The following is a 17,708-nucleotide window of genomic DNA, read 5'->3' as shown; positions in this document are numbered from 1 at the left end:
GTCGTGACCGCCCACCTCCCCGCCCACCTCCCCGCCCGCCTCCCCGCCCGCCTCCCCGCCCGTCCGCACCGCCGCCCGCGCACCGTCGACGGCGGCTGCGACCCGGCCGGACGCCGTCCCCGGCACCCCCGCGCCGCTTGCGCCGGCGACCCCGGGCACGACCCCCGCGCGCTGGCCTCCCGGTTCGCCCACCAGCTGGTCGAGGTGCTCACCGGCGCCCGGCCCTCCGGTCAGCTGATGCGGCACACCAGCCTGGACGGCTACGGGCAGCTCGCCTCGCTGGTGCGGATCGGCGCGCTGCGCCGCGGCGGGGCCGCCGACCGGCCCCGGCTCGGCCCGGTCCACGACCGCTCGCCCTCGCCCGACGCGGTCGAGGCCTGCGTCCGGGTCGACCTCGGCCGGCGGCACCACATGGTCGCCTTCCGGCTGGAGCAGCGCGGCCCGGCCGGGCAGTGGCAGTGCACCGCCGTGGAGGCCCGGTGACGGCGCCCGGCCGCACGGCGGCCCGGGGAACGGCGGCCCGGGGAACGGCGCAGGGCGCCACCCCCGTACGGGAGCGGCGCCCTGCTCGGCGTCCTGCCTGCGGTCCCACGGCCACCGGCCGGGCGGCCGGTCCGGCCCTTGCGACCAGTCCAGCCCTTGCGGCCGGTTCAGGCCCTGCGACCGGTTCAGCCCTTGCGGCGGCGGCCCTTGGCCGACTTGGCGGCCTTGCGGCGCTCGGCGCGGGTCATCCCGTCGCCCTCGTCCTCCGGCGCGAGGTCCTCGAAGTCGCCCTCGACCACACCGCCGCCGACCTCCTCCGAGGGGGCCGTGTAGTGCAGCCGCTGCGGCTTCGGGGCCTCCAGGCCCTTGGCCTTGATCTCGGGGCGGGCGGCGTCCTTCTCCAGCTTGTCGAGCACCACCTGGGCGTCCTCGACCGGGACCTCCTCGACCTGCTGCTCGACCTGGACCTCCAGGTTGAACAGGTAGCCGACGGACTCCTCCTTGATGCCCTCCATCATCGCGGTGAACATGTCGAAGCCCTCGCGCTGGTACTCGACCAGCGGGTCGCGCTGCGCCATGGCCCGCAGGCCGATGCCCTCCTGGAGGTAGTCCATCTCGTAGAGGTGCTCGCGCCAGCGGCGGTCCAGCACCGACAGCACGACCCGGCGCTCCAGCTCGCGCATGATCTCCGCACCGAGCTGGTCCTCGCGGGCGCCGTACTGCGCCTGGATGTCCTCCTGGACGACCTTGACCAGGAACTCGGAGGTCAGGCCGGCCGAACCGCCGGCCTCCTCCTCCAGGTCCTCCAGGTCCAGGGTGACCGGGTAGAGCTGCTTGAGCGCGGTCCAGAGCTTGTCCAGGTCCCAGTCGTCCTCGAAGCCCTCGCCGGTGGCCGCCTTGACGTAGGCCTCGACGGTGTCGTCCATGAAGTGGCCGACCTGCTCCTGCAGGTCCTCGCCCTCCAGCACGCGGCGGCGCTCGCCGTAGATGACCTCGCGCTGGCGGTTGAGCACCTCGTCGTACTTGAGGACGTTCTTGCGGATCTCGAAGTTCTGCTGCTCGACCTGGGTCTGCGCGGAGGCGATCGCCCGGGTGACCATCTTGGACTCGATCGGCACGTCCTCGGGCACGTTGGCCATCGAGAGCACGCGCTCGACCATGCCGGCCTTGAACAGGCGCATCAGGTCGTCGCCCAGCGACAGGTAGAAGCGGGACTCGCCCGGGTCGCCCTGACGGCCGGAGCGGCCGCGCAGCTGGTTGTCGATCCGGCGGGACTCGTGCCGCTCGGTGCCGAGGACGTAGAGGCCGCCGGCCTCCTTGACCTCGTCCTGCTCGGCCTTGACCGAGGCCTTGGCCTTCTCCAGCGCGGCCGGGAAGGCGGCCTCGTACTCGTCCGGGGTGTCGGTCGGGGTGATCCCGCGCTGCGCCAGCTCGGCGGCGGCCAGGTGGTCGGCGTTGCCGCCCAGCATGATGTCGGTGCCGCGGCCGGCCATGTTGGTGGCGACGGTGACGGCGCCCTTGCGGCCGGCCTGCGCGACGATCTGCGCCTCGCGCTCGTGGTGCTTGGCGTTCAGCACCTCGTGCGGGATGCCGCGCTTGCGCAGCTCCTGCGACAGGTACTCGGACTTCTCGACCGACACGGTGCCGACCAGCACCGGCTGGCCCTTCTCGTGCTTCTCGGCGATGTCCTCGACCACGGCGGCGAACTTGGCCGGCTCCGACTTGTAGATCAGGTCGGGCTGGTCGATGCGCAGCGGCGACTTGTTGGTCGGGATCGGCACCACGCCGAGCTTGTAGATCTGGTGGAACTCGGCGGCCTCGGTGGTGCCGGTACCGGTCATGCCCGCGAGCTTGTCGTACAGGCGGAAGAAGTTCTGCAGGGTGATGGTGGCCAGGGTCTGGTTCTCGTTCTGGACCTCCACCCCCTCCTTGGCCTCGATCGCCTGGTGCATGCCCTCGTTGTAGCGGCGGCCGGCCAGGATGCGGCCGGTGTGCTCGTCGACGATCATGACTTCGCCGTTCATGACGACGTAGTCCTTGTCCGCCTTGTACAGCTCCTTGGCCTTGATGGCGTTGTTCAGGAAGCCGACCAGCGGGGTGTTCACCGACTCGTAGAGGTTGTCGATGCCCAGGTAGTCCTCGACCCGGGTGACGCCCTCCTCCAGGATGCCGACGGTGCGCTTCTTCTCGTCGACCTCGTAGTCGCGGTCGATCTTCAGGCGCTGCACCAGCTTGGCGAAGTCGGCGTACCACTTGGTCGCCTGGTCGGCCGGGCCGGAGATGATCAGCGGGGTACGGGCCTCGTCGATGAGGATCGAGTCGACCTCGTCGACGACCGCGTAGTTGTGGCCGCGCTGGACGAGCTCGTCCTTCGACCAGGCCATGTTGTCGCGCAGGTAGTCGAAGCCGAACTCGTTGTTGGTGCCGTACGTGATGTCCATCGCGTACTGCTGCTTGCGCTCGGCGGGCGTCATGTTGCCCAGGATCACGCCGACCTCGAGGCCGAGGAAGCGGTGCACCCGGCCCATCCACTCCGAGTCGCGCTCGGCGAGGTAGTCGTTGACGGTGATCAGGTGGACGCCCTTGCCGGTCAGCGCGTTCAGGTACGTCGGCAGGGTGCCGACGAGGGTCTTGCCCTCACCGGTGCGCATCTCGGCGACGTACCCGTAGTGCAGCGCCGCACCGCCCATGAGCTGCACGTCGTAGTGCCGCTGCCCGAGCACGCGCTTGGCGGCCTCACGGACGGTGGCGAACGCCTCGGGGAGGATGTCGTCCAGGCTCTCGCCGTCCGCGAGCCGCTGCTTGTACTCGTCGGTCAGTGCGCGCAGCTCGGCGTCGGTGAGGTTGACGAAGTCCTCTTCGATGGAGTTGACCTGGGCAGCAATCCGCTGCAGCTTGCGAAGGATCTTGCCCTCGCCGGCGCGCAGGATCTTGTCGAAGACGGACACTTGAGCGGGCTCCTTGCCTGTATTGGCACTGGACGACTGCACGGGGGGTCCACCCCACCGCACGGGCCATCGTATGCGAGGAGTCCAATGCCCCGGGAGGTGCGTCAGCACGGTATTCCCGTGTCACCCGCGCGAGCACATGGCCCGATAGCACCGTCCACCGGGACAAAACGGTCGGCGGGCAAGGTAATCGGGCGGATAATCGGATGCCCGCCCTCCTTATCGGGCGGAATAATCCGTGCATGGACGAACCCCGCACCGAACCGGCCACCCTCACCACCGAGCGCCTGGTCCTGCGCGCCCCGCGGGAGTCGGACGTCGACGCCGTGTTCACCGCCTGCCAGGACGCGGAGATCCAGCGCTGGACGGTGGTTCCCTCCCCCTACCGGCGTGAGGACGCGGAGTACTTCGTGCGCGATCTCGCCGTCAACGGCTGGCTCACCGGCGCGAACCGGGTCTGGTGCGTGTTCGAGCGCGAATCCGGCGCCCTGGTGGGCGCCCAGGGACTCGTCCTGCGCGACCACGACCCGCGCTGCGCCGAGATCGGCTGGTGGGCCGTGAAGGAGTTCCGCGGCCGCGGCTACACGACCGAGGCCGCCCGGGCCGTCTCCCACTACGGCCTGCGCGAGCTCGGCCTGCGCCGCCTGGAGTGGCAGGCCTACGTCGGCAACGCGGGCTCCCGTGCGATCGCCGAGAAGGTCGGCTACCGCTTCGAGGGCACCCTGCGCTCCTACGCCGAGCAGCGCGGCGTCTTCCACGACGCCTGGGTCGGCTCCCTGTTGGCCTCCGACCTGGACTGACCCGGACCGACCCGGCCTGCCCCGGACCGACCCGGCCGCCCCCGGCCGCCCCCGGCCGCCCGCAGCCTCCGTCGGCGCCCCCGCCCGTTGTCGGTGCCCGGAGTTAGGCTCCCCGGCATGACCGCCGCAGCCCCGCACAGCGCCCCCGTCACCGTCCTGAGCGCCGAGGAAGCCCGCCGGATCGCCCTGCGCGCCCAGGGGCTGCTCGGCGCGCCCGACCGCCGGTCCGGGGTGCGCGGGGTGCTGCGGCACCTCGGCGCCGTCCAGCTGGACACCATCTCGGTGCTCGCCCGCTCGCACGAGCTGGTCCCGTACGCCCGCCTCGGCGCGGTCGGCCGCCCGGCCGTCGAGGCGGCCTACTGGGGCGGCGGCACGAGCTTCGAGTACTGGTCGCACGCGGCCTGCGTCCTGCCGGTCGAGGAGTGGCCGCTGTTCGCCTTCCGGCGCCGCCGCTACCGCGACCGCGGGCACCTCTGGGGCCACCAGGTCACGCCCGAGGCCTACCGGCTGGTGCTGGACAAGCTGCGCGCCGAGGGGCCGTTGACCTCCACCGAGCTGGGCGGCGCCAAGAAGACCGCGGAGTGGTGGGACTGGTCCGACACCAAGATCGCGGTCGAGCGGGCGCTGGCCTTCGGCGACGTGGTCTGCACCGAGCGCCGGAGCTGGAAGCGCGTCTACGCGCTGGCCGAACAGGCCATCCCGGACGCGCTGTTCGGGCAGGAGCGGTCGGACGAGGAGTGCGTGCGCACCCTGGTCGCCCAGGCCGGCGCCGCGCTCGGCGTGGCCACCCGGGCCGACCTGCAGGACTACCACCGGCTGCGCGCCGAGCAGTTGGACCGGGCACTGCCGGACAGCGGGCTCGTCCCGGTCGAGGTGGCCGGCTGGGGCCCGGACGGCACCGCGGCCCAGGCCTGGGCCGACCCGGCCGCCCTCACCACCGCCCCGCGCGGCCGCCACCGCACCACGCTGCTCTCGCCGTTCGACTCGCTGGTCTGGGACCGCCCGCGCACCGAGCGGATCTTCGGCATGACGCACCGGCTGGAGGCCTACACCCCCAAGCACAAGCGGGTGCACGGCTACTTCGCGATGCCGCTGCTGACCGGCGGCCGGCTGGTCGGCCGGGTCGACCCGGCCCGCGAGGGCCGCACCCTGGTCGCCCGGCAGCTCTCGCTGGACTCCGCGAAGCACGTCGAGGCGCTGGCGACGGCGCTGCGCGAGGCCGCCTCCTGGGTCGGCTGCGACACCGTACGGGTCGAGGCGCTGCACGACGAACGGCTGCGCCCGGCCCTGGAGAAGCTGCTGGCGGACTGAGGCCGCCAAAGGACCGAAGCCGCCCGGCGTGCCGGGCGGCCCGTCCCGGCTCAGCCTATTTCGAGGATCTTCTCCCGCATCGCGTACACCACCGCCTCCATCCTGGAATGCAGTTGGAGCTTCTCCAGGATGTTGCGCACGTGGTTCTTCACGGTGTTCTCGCTGATGAACAGCTCCTTGGCGATCTCCCGGTTGTTCATCCCGGTCGCCACCAGCTTGAGCACCTCCAGCTCCCGGTCGGTGAGCCGGGGCGCGGGCACCAGGTCCCGGTCGTCGGAGCGGCGCTGGATCATCGACTTGAACTCGGTGAGCAGCTTGGAGGCCATCGAGGGGCTGATCTGCGACTGCCCGTCGGCGACCGCCCGGATCGCGGTGGCGACCTCGTCGGTGGAGATCTCCTTGAGCAGGTAGCCGGTGGCCCCCGCCTTGATCGCCTCGTAGAGGTCGGCCTCCTCGTCGCTTATCGTCAGCATGATGATCTTGGTGCTGGGCGCCACGTCCTTGATCGCCGTGCAGGCCTCGATCCCGCTGCGCCTGGGCATCCGGACGTCCATCAGGATGATGTCGGGCAGCAGGTCGGCGGCCTTCAGCACGGCCTCGGCGCCGTCCCCCGCCTCGCCGACGACCTTGATGTCCGGCTCCTCGGCGAGGACGATCTCCAGCCCCCGCCGGAACAGGGCGTGGTCGTCCACCACCAGCACACGGATCGGCTCACCCCGGTGCGGCGCGTACGCGGGTTCCTCCTCCGGCCCCAACGGCAGCCCGGATCCAGCCGCGGGCCCCAGCCCGAAGTGATCCCCCATCCGCTCCTCCCCCTTCGCGGGTCGTCGTGCGCCAATCATTCCACGCCCGACCGTCGCCAAGGTCACCCTCCGGCGCCGATTCCCCCGCATCGGGTGACCCCCGCCCCGACAGCGCCCCCACACCGCCCCCACACCGCCCCGGCACGCCCCTGTCACCCGCACCGACAGCCGCGCCGGCACCCGGCCGCGTCCGAACCACCCGGCCCCGGAACGCCGGTGACCCCGGCGGCCGCGGCCACCGGGGTCACCCCTCCATCACTCACTGCTCGGACGGTCAGTCCTCGTCGTCGACCCCGCCGATCGCTCCGCCCGCGCCACTGCCCGACCCGGCCTGCAGGTCTGTCTGCAGGTGGATGACACCGTAGTGGTAGCCGTGTCGGCGGTAGACGACGCTGGGCAGGCCGCTGTCCTTCTCCACGAAGAGGTAGAAGTCGTGGCCGACCAGCTCCATCTCGTAGAGCGCCTGGTCGAGCGCCATCGGGGCGGCCGGGTGCGTCTTCTCCCGGACCACCAGCGGGCCTTCGCCCTCCACTTCCAGGGATCCCATCATGGTCTTGCGGACGGCGCCGTTCGTCCCGGCCTCCGGCGCCGTGGTGGCGGGCAGCGCGGCCAGGGCCGCGGTCGCCTCTGCGACGCTGATGGGGGTGCGGCCGTTCGCGCCGCCCTTGTGCACCCGGCGCCGGTCTGCGGACTTGCGCAGCTGCGCGTCGAGCTTCGCCGAAGCCAGGTCGAGCGCCGCGTACGGGTCGCCGGCGGCGGCTTCGGCCCGGATCACCGGCCCGCGGGTACGGAGAGTGATCTCCACCCGCTCGGACCGGTCGGCCTGCCGCGGGTTGTGCTCCTTGGACACCTCGACGTCGAGGCTGATCACCTTGCCGTCGAACTTCTGGACCTTCTCCAGCTTCTCGGCCACGTGCTCGCGGAACCTCTTGGGCACCTCGGTCTTGCGGCCCTTGACGACGATGTCCACGCAGAACTCCGATCCCTCGTGCTGACGCCGATCCGGGTGCTACCGGACCGGACTGAGACCCAGCTGGACCAGCCCATCCACTGCCGGCCGCCCGCCCCCCGCCACCGGCGGGAAACGACTGGCCCTCACCTCACTTCCTCCCCACCAGGGACGGTTGAAACCCCCTGGAGCCTTATCGAACACCTCACGCGGGGTTTTCGCCTCCCCGGGCGGGAAAGTGGGTATGACCCGATACTGCGAGCGGGCGGTCAAGCTGTTGCACCCTGTCTACCCTCCTGCGAGTGAAGTAACGGTAAATACCTGGACAACGCCCCCCATACGGCGGATCCTTTGCTCACTCCCCGTGCCTGCCGCCGCCAGGAGCAGCCGTGCCGCCGTGTTCCTCCCCCACCTGTCCGCCGTCCGCCCACGGACCGTTCGGCCACGCACTGGCCGGGCTGCTGGACGTCCTGCTCCCCGCGAACTGCGCGGGCTGCGGCGCCGAGCGCACCCAGCTCTGCCCGGCCTGCCGCGAGGTCCTCGCCACCGCCCGGCCCGCCCCCACCCTGCTGCCCTGGGCGCACGCCGCCGCCCCCTACACCGACCCGGTCCGGCAGCTGCTGCTCGCGCACAAGGAGCGCGGCGCGCTGCGGCTGGCCGGGCCGCTCGGCGAGGCCCTCGGCCGGGCGGTGCGCTCCGCCCTGGGGTCACGGGCCGGGGCCGCGCCGCTGCTGCTGGTACCGATGCCCTCGGCCCGCGCGGCCGTCCGCGCCCGCGGCCACGACCCGACACTGCGGCTGGCCGGGGCCGCCGCCCGCTCGCTGCGCCGGGCCGGCCTGGACGCCCGGGCCGCCGCGCTGCTGCGGCACGCCCGTCCGGTCGCCGACCAGACCGGGCTGAACGCGGCGGAGCGCCGCCGCAACCTGCACGGCGCGCTCACCGTACTGCCGCGCGCCGGGGCGGGCCTGGCGGGCCGCCACCCCGTCCTGGTGGACGACCTGGTGACGACCGGGGCCAGCCTCGTCGAGGCCGCCCGGGCGCTGGCCGACGCCGGCCTGCCCGCCCGGGCCGCCGCCACCGTCGCGGCCACGGTCTCCGCCTCCGCGGCGCGCCCGGCGGACTGAGGCTCCGCCGGAGGCCGGCCGGCCCGCCCGGCCGCGCCGTCAGCGCACGGACGGACCGGAAGCCGACCGGTCGTCAGCGCACAGGCCGACCGTTCGTCAGCGCACGGTCCGATCGGAAGCCGACCGCCCGTCACCCCGCGTAGAAGTACGACCGGGGCTTGTCGATCAGCGGGACTTCCCGCCACTGGTTGTTGACCAGCCGGTAGGCCTTGACCTCGCTCGGCTTGCCGTCCGCCTGCTTGACCTCCGCCATCGCGAGCACCGGCGGCGCCTGGGTCAGGCTGTCCCCCCGGGACTCGGAGGCCGCGACGGTCATCATGCTGTCGGCGCTCTGCAGCTGGGTGTCGGTGCTCCGCGAGCCGTCGGTGCTGATGAAGTACAGCTGCTGGGTCCGGTCGGTCTCCTTGCCGAGCACCAGCAGCTGGTCGGTCTCCGCCCAGGACACCGAGGCGACGTCGGTCAGCGTGGGGGCGGCCCGGCGCAGTCCGGTGATCTTCACGGTCGGCGCCTGCGGGGTGCCGCCGTGCACCACCAGCCCGAACATCAGCGAGCGGATGGCCACGCCCGGGGTCTTGACCACCAGGGCGGCCCGGACGCCGTCCGAGGAGATCTTCAGCGCCTGCACGGTCTGCCCGGCCAGCCCCTCGACCGGCACGGTGTACGGCTTGTTGCCGCGCACCATCACCACCCGCTGGCCCTGCTGGTTGCGGTCCACCACCCAGAGGTCGCCGCGGCCGTCCCAGCTGGGCGAGGCGAAGCCGTCCTCCTTGTCACCGGACTTCGCCGCCGAGCTGAGCACCGGGTCGCCCAGGTTCACCGTGTTGTCCGTCAGCTGCACCGAGTAGACCTGGTGGCCGTCCTCGCTGATCGCGGCGGCCTGGAAGCCGCCCCGGCTGACCGCGACGGCGCCGAGCGGCGGCTTGGAGTTCGACTGCGGCTTGCCGAGGACGCCGCGGACCGGGTCGCCGGCGCGCCCCTCCTCGGTCGCCACCAGGGCGCCGTCGGCGCGCTGGTAGTACTGGATCGCGGGCGTCGGCCCGGCCAGGGCGCCGGGTCCGGTGGCCGGCTCGTCGGCGCGGCTGGCGGTGCAGGAGCCGCGCTGGCCCTTCAGTTCGAGCCGCTCGACCTGGCCCTTGCCCTGGTCGGCGAGGGTGTAGAAGAGCTGGGTCGCCATCCGCCGGCAGCCCATCGGCTCGCTGAGGTCGGCCGAGCCGAGCTGCACGTGGGCGACCTTGCTGTCGTCGATGGTCACCCGGTCGACCTTGGCACCGTTCGGGAAGGCCGTCCGGACCACGGGCGAGAGCCAGGTCGAGGGCCCGTCGGCGACCGCCTGGGCGGCCGAGGCCAGCGGGTCTATTCGGCGCCGCAGGTAGATCGGGTCGGCGACCAGCACCTCGTGGCCGGAGTTCCCGGCGGCCACCGCGGACGGGTCCGGCGCGGTGTAGAAGAACCGCTCGACCTGCCGGAAGCTGTTCCGGAAGTTGGTCTCGTTCATGATCACGCCGGACGGCAGCTTGTCGATCCGCCACTCGTCCTTCTCCCGGACGAAGGTGAAGTCGGACGAGACGTTGTTGTTCTGCCCGGCCACCAGCAGGTACGAGTGCTTCTCGTCGACGCTGGCGACCAGCTGGCCGCTCACCGTGACCGTCACCGGGGCCTGGGCGTCCGCGTCGGTGACGTCCGCGCCGCCGGGGATGGTCGTGGACGAGAGCACCCGGATCCCGGCCTCCGGCTTCCAGGCCGCGGCGGCGCCCTCGGTGAGGTACTTGCGGGCGGTCTCGTACCCCTCGTCGGCGGTCACCGCGTCCAGGAACCCGGTCAGCAGCTCGTGCGGCTTGGCGCCCTTGCCGGGCGCCATCGGGTAGACCCTGGCCTGCAGGTTCTTGTCCGCCGAGCCCTGGGACAGCTCCACCCTGGTGATGCCGCCGGAGTCCGGCATGGCCGCGCAGCCGCTCGCCGTCAGGGCGAGCAGCACGCCGGCCACCGCGAGGAGCCGCGGCTCAGTCCTCTTGCTCGTCCCTCGCACGCTGCGACCCCTCCACGTCCGTCCCACCCGTCACGTCCGGCTCCGCCGTCCGCTGTGCCACCGACGGCCGTCCGGGCGTCGGGTCCACCATGACCTGGGCGCCGGTCGCCCCGTAACCGGCGCCCGCCGTCCGCACGTCCGAGGGGTCCGCGCGCGGGCCCTCGGGCAGTCGGTTCCGGCCGAGGCCGGGGCCGATGTTCAGTACCCCGCCGAGGCCGCTGCCGAGGCCGCCCATGCCCTCCGGCGCCTCCGTCGGCTCCTCGGCGACGGTCATCGCCGTCGAGCCGACCGGGCTGATCGCCCGCCGGTACGGCGTTCCGTACGCGCCCAGGCCCCGGTTGTTGCGGGAGTCCTCGGGCTCCAGCCGGAACGGCGCCCGGGAGATCTCGCCGCCGCGGGTGCGCGGCAGGGTGAGCCGGAAGTGCGAGCCGCCGCCGGGCTCGCCCCAGGCCTGGAGCCAGCCGCCGTGCAGATGGGCGTCCTCGACGGCGATGGACAGGCCGAGGCCGGTGCCGCCGGTGGTCCGCACCCGGGACGGGTCGGCCCGCCAGAACCGGTGGAACACCCGGGACGCCTCGCCCGGCTTGAGGCCGATGCCGTAGTCGCGGACGCCGACGGCGACCGCGCCGTCCGCGGAGCCCAGCCGGACCACCACGTCGCGGCCCTCGCCGTGCTCCAGCGCGTTGACCACCAGGTTGCGCAGGATGCGCTCGATCCGGCGGGAGTCCACCTCGGCCAGCACGGGCTCGCCGTCACCGCGGATCACGACGGCGCTGCCCTTGGCCTCGGCCAGCGGTTCGGCGGCCTCCACCACGCGGCCGACGATCTCCCGCAGGTCGACCGGCTCGGCGTCCAGGATCGCGGCGCCGGCGTCGAAGCGGCTGATCTCCAGCAGGTCGGCGAGCAGCGACTCGAAGCGGTCCAGCTGGCCCTGCAGCAGCTCCGCCGAGCGGGCCGCCATCGGGTCGAGGTCCTCACGGCTGTCGTAGATGAGGTCGGCGGCCATCCGGACGGTGGTCAGCGGGGTGCGCAGCTCGTGCGAAACGTCCGAGACGAAGCGCCGCTGCACCCGGGACAGCTCCTCCAGCTGGCGGATCTGCGCCTGCAGGGCGTTGGCCATCCGGTTGAACGATTCCCCGAGGCGGGCGATGTCGTCCGTCCCGGTCACCTTCATCCGCTCTTCCAGGTGCCCGTCGGCGAGCCGCTCGGAGATCCCGGCGGCCATCCGGACCGGGGTGACCACCTGGCGCACCACGACCCAGGCGATGCCGCCCATGAGGATCACCACGAACACGCCGGCGGTCGCCAGGGTGCCGGTGACCAGGTTGAGGGTGTCGGTCTCCTGGCCGAAGGAGAACACGTAGAACATCTGGTAGCTGTTGCCGCCCGCGCCCGGGCCGGCGAACTGCATGCCGAGGGCCAGCCCGGGCTCGGACTTCCCGCCGCTCTCGGGCGAGCGGTGGATCCGGGTCGGCTGGTCGAACATCTGGGCGGGCTCGGCGACGAGCTTGGCCCGCAGGGCGTCCGGGATGCTGCTGGGCTGGATGTCGCCCGAGTAGCGCGGCGCGAAGCCGCCGCCGTCGGGGACGACGGCGTCGCTGCCGGGGGCCATCGCGATCACCGAGTAGACGGTCTGCCCGCTGCCGGCCAGGTCGTTGACCTGCCGCAGCAGCCAGGTGCCGGGGTCGTCGACGGTCGGGTCGGCGGTGCCCCGCAGCTTCTGGTCCTTGGCCTCGTCGATCTTCTTCTGCTCGACCTGGAAGCCGATCCTGGCCTGGGCCCGGGCGGCGTCCATCTTGGTGTCGAGCAGGCCGGTGCGCACCTGCGCCACCACGACCACGCCGAGCACCAGGACCACCGCGATGGAGGCCAGCAGCGACACCGCGACCACGCGCAGCTGGATCGACCGCCGGTACAGCGCGGACGCCCGGTGGGCGGGTCGGCGCAGCTGACGCTTCACCAGCCCGACGATGCCGAAGCGGCCGCGTCGGTGGCGGGTGGTCGAACTCAGCACGTCCCCGCGCACGGCCCCGGCCCCGTCGGTCGCGGTACCCGACGGGGTCTCGTCAGCCCGGTCCGTCACGTCAGCTGGGTCCGGCCTTGTAGCCGACGCCGCGGACGGTCACCACGATCTCGGGACGCTCCGGGTCCTTCTCGATCTTGGAGCGGAGGCGCTGCACATGGACGTTGACCAGCCGGGTGTCCGCCGCGTGGCGGTAGCCCCAGACCTGCTCCAGCAGCACCTCGCGGGTGAACACCTGCCAGGGCTTGCGGGCCAGCGCGACCAGCAGGTCGAACTCCAGCGGGGTCAGCGGGATGCCCCGGCCGTCCCGCTTCACCGAGTGGCCGGCCACGTCGATCACCAGATCGCCTATGGTCAGCTGCTCCGGCGTCGGCTCCTCGGCACGGCGCAGCCGGGCGCGGACCCGGGCCACCAGCTCCTTGGGCTTGAACGGCTTGGTGACGTAGTCGTCGGCACCCGACTCCAGGCCCACCACGACGTCGACCGTGTCGGTCTTCGCGGTCAGCATGACGATCGGGATGCCGGACTCGGCCCGGATCTGCCGGCACACGTCGATGCCGTCCCGGCCGGGCAGCATCAGATCGAGCAGCACCAGATCGGGCTTGGTCTCCCGGAACGCGGCTAGCGCCTTGTCCCCATCCGCGACGAAAAACGGCTCAAAACCCTCACCACGCAACACGATGCCGAGCATCTCGGCCAGTGCGGAGTCGTCATCAACGACGAGGACGCGTCCCTTCATGGCTCCATCTTCTCATTACCGGATTGTGACCTGCCGCACAGCAGTGCCATTGCTCCAGAACGGCCAACTCGCCCGCCGGTGCATTCCGGCCATACCGGGCGAATGACCCCGGCCGGAGCACCTCCGAACCGCCCGCGGCCCGCCGCCCGACCCGCGGTGACCACCCGTTGACGATCAGCGACCGGATCCCCCTGAGGCCGCCCCCGGCCCCATGGCACGATGGGCGCTGCGCGCGGACGGAAGATCGTTCGGAGCCGCACCCACGACGCCCCTCCGAGGAGCAGTGATGACCGACACTCCGGGCTGGGCCTCGCCCGGCTCGTCCGAGCCGTCCCGCGACGGCGCCCGGCCCCCGGCCGACGCGCCCGCCGCCGTGCCCGGGCCGTCGGCACCACCGCAGGCCACCCCCGGCCCGCACACCCGGCCCGGCCGGCCGCAGTGGGGGCAGCAACCCTCCGGCGGCCACAGCCCGTACGGCTGGGGCGTGCCGCAGAGCCCCAAGCCGGGCGTCATCCCGCTGCGCCCGCTCCTCGTCGGCGAGCTCCTCGACGGCGCCGTCGGCACCGTCCGCCGGCAGTGGCGGACCGTCCTCGCCCTCTCCCTCGGCATCGCCGTGGTCGCCCAGGGCGGGGCCGTCCTGGTGGACCTGCTGGTCAAGGGCAAGACCGGCGCCGCCACCCAGACCCTGCGGCTGGTCGCCGCCATGCCGCTGCAACTGCTGCTCGACGTGCTCGCCGCCGCGCTGCTCACCATCGTGGTCAGCCGCGCCGTCCTCGGCCGGTCCGCCACCGCGGGCGAGGCCTGGCGGGACGCCCGACCGCGGCTCCTGCAGCTGTTCGGGCTCACCCTGCTCACCGTCCTGATGGGCCCCGGGGTGGCACTGCTCGGCTTCGCACCGCTGATCGGCTACAGCGTCAGCGGCGCCAACGAGCCCGCGACCACCGGGCTGCTGTTCATCGTCGGCGTGCTGGCCCTGCCGGTCGCCGCCTGGCTGTGGGTCCGCTACAGCCTCGCCGCCCCCGCGCTGATGCTGGAGAAGCAGGGCGTGGCCACGGCGCTGTCGCGCTCGCGGCGGCTGGTCCGCGGCTCCTGGTGGCGGGTCTTCGGCATCACCCTGCTGAGCAAGGTGCTGTCGCTGGTCGTCGCGGTGGTCATCGCCGTCCCGTTCCGCTTCATCGGCCTGCTGCTCGGCATCGACAGCCTCGACGACCGGGGCCTGGGCGGCGCGACCCAGCAGGGCGTCTGGATGGTGGTCGTCATGGCCGTCGCCGGGATCATCGCCGGCACCCTGACCACCCCGTTCATGGCCGCCGTCGGCGTGCTGGTCTACGTCGACCAGCGGATCCGCCGCGAGGCCCTCGACATCGAGCTCGCCCGCGCCGCCGGTCTGCCCGAGTACGGCGGCACCGGCTGGGGCGAGCAGGCCGGCCCGACTCCGGCGAGGCGCTGAACCGGATGTCCGACTGGGGGGACAGGCTCCTCGCCGCGGGCGGTGCCCCGGTCACCGTCCCGCGCGATCCCGCGCGCGACGCCGCCCGGGACGAGCTGCTCAACGCCGAGTACCACAAGCACGACCCGTCGCTCCTGCAGCGGGCCACGGACTGGATCTGGGAGCACATCGCCGGCGCGCTCGACAGCATCTCCGGCGACGGCGCGGACGGCACCACCGGCCTGGTGCTGTTCCTGGTCGTCGCGGTGCTGATCGGCGCCGCGCTCTGGTGGCGCCTCGGCGCACCCCGGCGCGCCGCCCGCACCACCGGCGACGTGTACGGCGTCGAGGGCCCGCGCAGCGCCGCGCAGTACCGGGCGGACGCGGCCGGGCACGCCGCCGCCGGACGCTGGGCCGAGGCCGTCCGCGACCAGATGCGCGCCCTCGTCCGGGGCCTGGAGGAGCGGACCCTGCTCGACTCCCGCCCGGGCCGCACCGCCGACGAGGCCGCCGCCGAGGCCGGCCGGGCGCTGCCCGAGCACGCCGCCGCGCTGGCCGCGGCCGCCCGGAGCTTCGACGACATCGCGTACGGCGAGCGCACCGCCGACGAGGCCGCGTACCGGGTGCTGCACGAGCTCGACCGGACGCTGGAACGCGCCCGGCCGGTGCTCGCCCCGGACGGCGCCGCGACCGCTCCGGCCCCGGCCGCAGGCCCGGCCGCCGCTTCGTCCGCCGCTTCGTCCGAGGCTTCAGGAGGAGCGGCATGACCGACACCGTCCTCGCACCCCCGTCCGGGACCGGGACGCCCAGCACCGCCCCGACCAGCCTCGCGCCCACCCCGCGCGGCCTGTGGCGGCGGGCCCGCTGGTACCTGGCCTTCCTCGTCGCCCTGCTGATCGGCGCCGTCGCCGTGACCGCCCTCGGCCAGGACCACAGCTACCCGCCGCTCGACCCCCGCTCGTACGACCGCGACGGCGCCCACGCCGTCGTCGCACTGCTCGAACACCAGGGCGTCACGGCCGAGTTCACCGCCGACCCGACCGGCAGCCCGGCCGGACCGGACACCCTGGTGCTGCCCGAACCCGACCTGCTCAGCCCCGCCCAGCTGCGGGCCGTCGCGGCCGCCCGGCACCGGCGGCTGGTCCTGATCGCCCCGGGCCCGGCCGCGCTCACCGCGCTCGCCCCCGGCATCCGGCTGTCCGACGAGGACGGCGGCCTGCCGTACGCCTCCGTCCACAGCACTCCGGCCGACTGCCCGGTCATCGAGGCGGCCCGGGCCGGCAGCGCCCAGCTGGGCGGCATGCTCTACACCAGCGGCAGCCGCGGCGAGGGCTGCTACCCGCGCGGCCACGGCTACTCGCTGGTCAGCACCCCGGGCGCCGGCGGCGACGTCATCGTGCTCGGCACCGGCGCCTTCCTGCACAACGAGCAGCTGCCCAAGGACGGCGACGCCTCCCTCGCGCTCGGCCTGCTCGGCTCGCAGCCCCGCCTCACCTGGCACCTGCCCGACTACTCCGCCCCGCTCCCCGACGGCGTCCGCGCCCGGAAGACCTTCGGCGACTACATCCCGAACGGCTGGCACTGGGCCTACTACCAGCTGGTCGTCGCCGCCGTGCTCGCCGCCCTGTGGCGCGGCCGCCGGCTCGGCCCGGTGGTCAGCGAGGACCTGCCCGTGGTGGTCCGAGCCTCCGAGACCACCGAGGGCCGCGCCCGCCTCTACCGGCGTGCCAAGGCCCGCGGCCGCGCCGCCGAGGCCCTGCGCCGCGCCGCCGGCCACCGCCTCGCCCCGGCCCTGGGCGTCCCGCTCCAGGCCGGCGCACCCGACCCCGACGCCCTCTGCGCGGCCGCGGCCGCCCGTCTCCCCGACCGGCCCGTCGGGGACGTCCGGGCCCTGCTGTACGGCCCGCCCCCGACCGACGACACCGCGCTGCTGCGGCTCGCCGACGACCTCGACACCCTCGAAAGGCAGGTACGGAACCCGTGACCGACCAGGCAACCGCCCAGCTCCGCGCCGTCCCCGGCCCGGCGACCGCGACCCCGGGCGCCACCACCGACCCGCGGGCGGCGCTGACCGCCCTGCGCGCCGAGATCGGCAAGGCCGTGGTCGGCCAGGACGCCGCCGTCACCGGACTGGTGGTCGCGCTCCTCTGCGGCGGCCACGTGCTGCTGGAGGGCGTCCCCGGCGTCGCCAAGACCCTGCTGGTCCGCACCCTCTCCACCGCGCTCAGCCTGGAGACCAAGCGCATCCAGTTCACCCCCGACCTGATGCCCGGCGACGTCACCGGCTCGCTCGTCTACGACGCCCGTACCGCCGAGTTCTCCTTCCAGCCCGGCCCGGTCTTCACCAACCTGCTGCTCGCCGACGAGATCAACCGCACCCCGCCGAAGACCCAGGCCGCCCTGCTGGAGGCCATGGAGGAGCACCAGGTCACCGTGGACGGCGAGCCGCGTGCGCTGCCCGTCCCGTTCCTGGTCGCCGCAACACAAAATCCGGTCGAGTACGAGGGCACCTACCCGCTGCCCGAGGCCCAGCTGGACCGCTTCCTGCTCAAGCTGGTCCTGCCGCTGCCCGACCGCGACCAGGAGTTCCAGGTCCTCTCCCGGCACGCCGCCGGCTTCGACCCCCGCGACCTCGCCGCGGCCGGCGTCCGCCCGGTCGCCGGGCCCGAGCACGTCGCCGCCGCCCGCGAGCAGATCGCCAAGCTGACCGTCGCCCCCGAGGTCCTCGCCTACATCGTCGACCTCTGCCGGGCCACCCGGCAGTCCCCGTCGCTGTCCATCGGCGTCTCCCCGCGCGGCGCCACCGCCCTGCTCGCCGCCTCGCGCGCCTGGGCCTGGCTGGCCGGCCGCGACTACGTCACCCCGGACGACGTCAAGGCACTCGCCCTGCCCACCCTGCGGCACCGCGTCGCGCTGCGCGCCGAGGCCGAGATGGAGGGCGTCACCGCCGACTCCGTCATCCAGGCCGTCCTCACCCAGACGCCCGCACCCCGCTGACCCACCGCCCGCCGATCCACCGCCTGTTGATCCACCACCCGTCGGCCGTCGCCCGCAACCGTCGCGGGCCCCCGGA

At 73.6% G+C, this 17,708-nt stretch carries 14 protein-coding genes; 8 read left to right on the top strand and 6 right to left on the bottom strand.

All coding sequences use genetic code 11. The features are described from left to right. Positions 1 to 3: 3 nt before the first annotated feature. Positions 4 to 483, top strand: a complete 480-nt coding sequence (locus ACYP53_RS12985; protein ID WP_459647451.1) for an Rv3235 family protein — start codon at positions 4 to 6, stop codon at positions 481 to 483. 185 nt (positions 484 to 668) lie between these two features. Here ACYP53_RS12985 and secA read toward each other — a convergent pair whose 3' ends face one another. After that, positions 669 to 3,431: a preprotein translocase subunit SecA gene (gene secA, locus ACYP53_RS12980; protein WP_189926431.1), complete on the bottom strand. Its 2,763-nt coding sequence runs from the start codon at positions 3,429 to 3,431 to the stop codon at positions 669 to 671. Positions 3,432 to 3,673: 242 nt separating this feature from the next. Between secA and ACYP53_RS12975 the strand changes: the two genes are divergently transcribed. Together ACYP53_RS12975 and ACYP53_RS12970 are read left to right on the top strand one after the other, a co-directional pair. Continuing rightward, positions 3,674 to 4,231, top strand: a complete 558-nt coding sequence (locus ACYP53_RS12975; protein ID WP_459647450.1) for a GNAT family N-acetyltransferase — start codon at positions 3,674 to 3,676, stop codon at positions 4,229 to 4,231. 117 nt (positions 4,232 to 4,348) lie between these two features. Continuing rightward, on the top strand, positions 4,349 to 5,542 hold the full coding sequence (locus ACYP53_RS12970) for a winged helix-turn-helix domain-containing protein (RefSeq protein ID WP_459647449.1): 1,194 nt from the start codon (positions 4,349 to 4,351) through the stop codon (positions 5,540 to 5,542). Between the two features lie 50 nt (positions 5,543 to 5,592). Here the strand turns inward: ACYP53_RS12970 and ACYP53_RS12965 are convergent, their stop codons facing one another. Both ACYP53_RS12965 and hpf read right to left on the bottom strand, forming a co-directional pair. Next, positions 5,593 to 6,345: a response regulator gene (locus ACYP53_RS12965; RefSeq protein WP_229929286.1), complete on the bottom strand. Its 753-nt coding sequence runs from the start codon at positions 6,343 to 6,345 to the stop codon at positions 5,593 to 5,595. A 274-nt stretch (positions 6,346 to 6,619) separates the two neighbouring features. Beyond that, the gene (hpf, locus tag ACYP53_RS12960; RefSeq protein ID WP_459647448.1) at positions 6,620 to 7,315 is read right to left on the bottom strand and encodes a ribosome hibernation-promoting factor, HPF/YfiA family; all 696 of its coding nucleotides are present in this window, start codon (positions 7,313 to 7,315) and stop codon (positions 6,620 to 6,622) included. A 368-nt stretch (positions 7,316 to 7,683) separates the two neighbouring features. Here hpf and ACYP53_RS12955 point away from each other — a divergent pair, with 368 nt between their 5' ends. Next, positions 7,684 to 8,418 carry a ComF family protein gene (locus ACYP53_RS12955; protein ID WP_459647447.1) on the top strand — a complete coding sequence of 245 codons (735 nt, stop codon included), beginning with the start codon at positions 7,684 to 7,686 and terminating at the stop codon, positions 8,416 to 8,418. Between the two features lie 130 nt (positions 8,419 to 8,548). On the opposite strand, the gene ACYP53_RS12950 is transcribed toward ACYP53_RS12955, so the two are convergent. Genes ACYP53_RS12950 through mtrA form a run of 3 tightly spaced genes read right to left on the bottom strand, consistent with a single transcriptional unit; the run spans position 8,549 to position 13,206 of the window. Continuing rightward, positions 8,549 to 10,444: an LpqB family beta-propeller domain-containing protein gene (locus tag ACYP53_RS12950; RefSeq protein WP_189926417.1), complete on the bottom strand. Its 1,896-nt coding sequence runs from the start codon at positions 10,442 to 10,444 to the stop codon at positions 8,549 to 8,551. Beyond that, a complete protein-coding gene (gene mtrB, locus ACYP53_RS12945) occupies positions 10,419 to 12,527 on the bottom strand; it encodes an MtrAB system histidine kinase MtrB (protein ID WP_189926416.1) in 2,109 nt (702 codons plus the stop codon). The genes ACYP53_RS12950 and mtrB overlap by 26 nt, the downstream gene beginning before the upstream one ends. A 1-nt stretch (position 12,528) precedes the next feature. Then, entirely contained in the window at positions 12,529 to 13,206 is a 678-nt protein-coding gene (gene mtrA, locus ACYP53_RS12940) for an MtrAB system response regulator MtrA (RefSeq protein ID WP_030061806.1), read from the bottom strand. A gap of 286 nt (positions 13,207 to 13,492) precedes the next feature. On the opposite strand from mtrA, the gene ACYP53_RS12935 reads away from it, so the two are divergent. The 4 genes from ACYP53_RS12935 (at position 13,493) to ACYP53_RS12920 (ending at position 17,632) form a co-directional block, all read left to right on the top strand. Continuing rightward, positions 13,493 to 14,656: a hypothetical protein gene (locus ACYP53_RS12935; protein ID WP_459647446.1), complete on the top strand. Its 1,164-nt coding sequence runs from the start codon at positions 13,493 to 13,495 to the stop codon at positions 14,654 to 14,656. A gap of 5 nt (positions 14,657 to 14,661) precedes the next feature. Further along, positions 14,662 to 15,402: a DUF4129 domain-containing protein gene (locus ACYP53_RS12930; protein WP_459647445.1), complete on the top strand. Its 741-nt coding sequence runs from the start codon at positions 14,662 to 14,664 to the stop codon at positions 15,400 to 15,402. Further along, positions 15,399 to 16,619: a DUF4350 domain-containing protein gene (locus tag ACYP53_RS12925; RefSeq protein ID WP_459647444.1), complete on the top strand. Its 1,221-nt coding sequence runs from the start codon at positions 15,399 to 15,401 to the stop codon at positions 16,617 to 16,619. The genes ACYP53_RS12930 and ACYP53_RS12925 overlap by 4 nt, the downstream gene beginning before the upstream one ends. An 83-nt stretch (positions 16,620 to 16,702) precedes the next feature. After that, positions 16,703 to 17,632, top strand: a complete 930-nt coding sequence (locus ACYP53_RS12920) for an AAA family ATPase (protein WP_229929289.1) — start codon at positions 16,703 to 16,705, stop codon at positions 17,630 to 17,632. Positions 17,633 to 17,708 lie beyond the last annotated feature (76 nt).

The sequence above is a fragment of the Kitasatospora sp. Ki12 genome, from assembly GCF_054601375.1.
The sequence above is the reverse complement of the archived record's forward strand: the minus strand, read 5'-3'. Positions and strand labels throughout refer to the sequence as shown.

Excerpts from the sequence above, each read along its gene's own strand:
- ACYP53_RS12970 (WP_459647449.1), top strand. The coding sequence starts at position 4,349 with ATGACCGCCGCAGCCCCGCACAGCGCCCCCGTCACCGTCCTGAGCGCC.
- mtrA (WP_030061806.1), bottom strand. The coding sequence starts at position 13,206 with ATGAAGGGACGCGTCCTCGTCGTTGATGACGACTCCGCACTGGCCGAG.
- ACYP53_RS12925 (WP_459647444.1), top strand. The coding sequence starts at position 15,399 with ATGACCGACACCGTCCTCGCACCCCCGTCCGGGACCGGGACGCCCAGC.
- ACYP53_RS12930 (WP_459647445.1), top strand. The coding sequence starts at position 14,662 with ATGTCCGACTGGGGGGACAGGCTCCTCGCCGCGGGCGGTGCCCCGGTC.
- ACYP53_RS12935 (WP_459647446.1), top strand. The coding sequence starts at position 13,493 with ATGACCGACACTCCGGGCTGGGCCTCGCCCGGCTCGTCCGAGCCGTCC.
- ACYP53_RS12965 (WP_229929286.1), bottom strand. The coding sequence starts at position 6,345 with ATGGGGGATCACTTCGGGCTGGGGCCCGCGGCTGGATCCGGGCTGCCG.
- ACYP53_RS12975 (WP_459647450.1), top strand. The coding sequence starts at position 3,674 with ATGGACGAACCCCGCACCGAACCGGCCACCCTCACCACCGAGCGCCTG.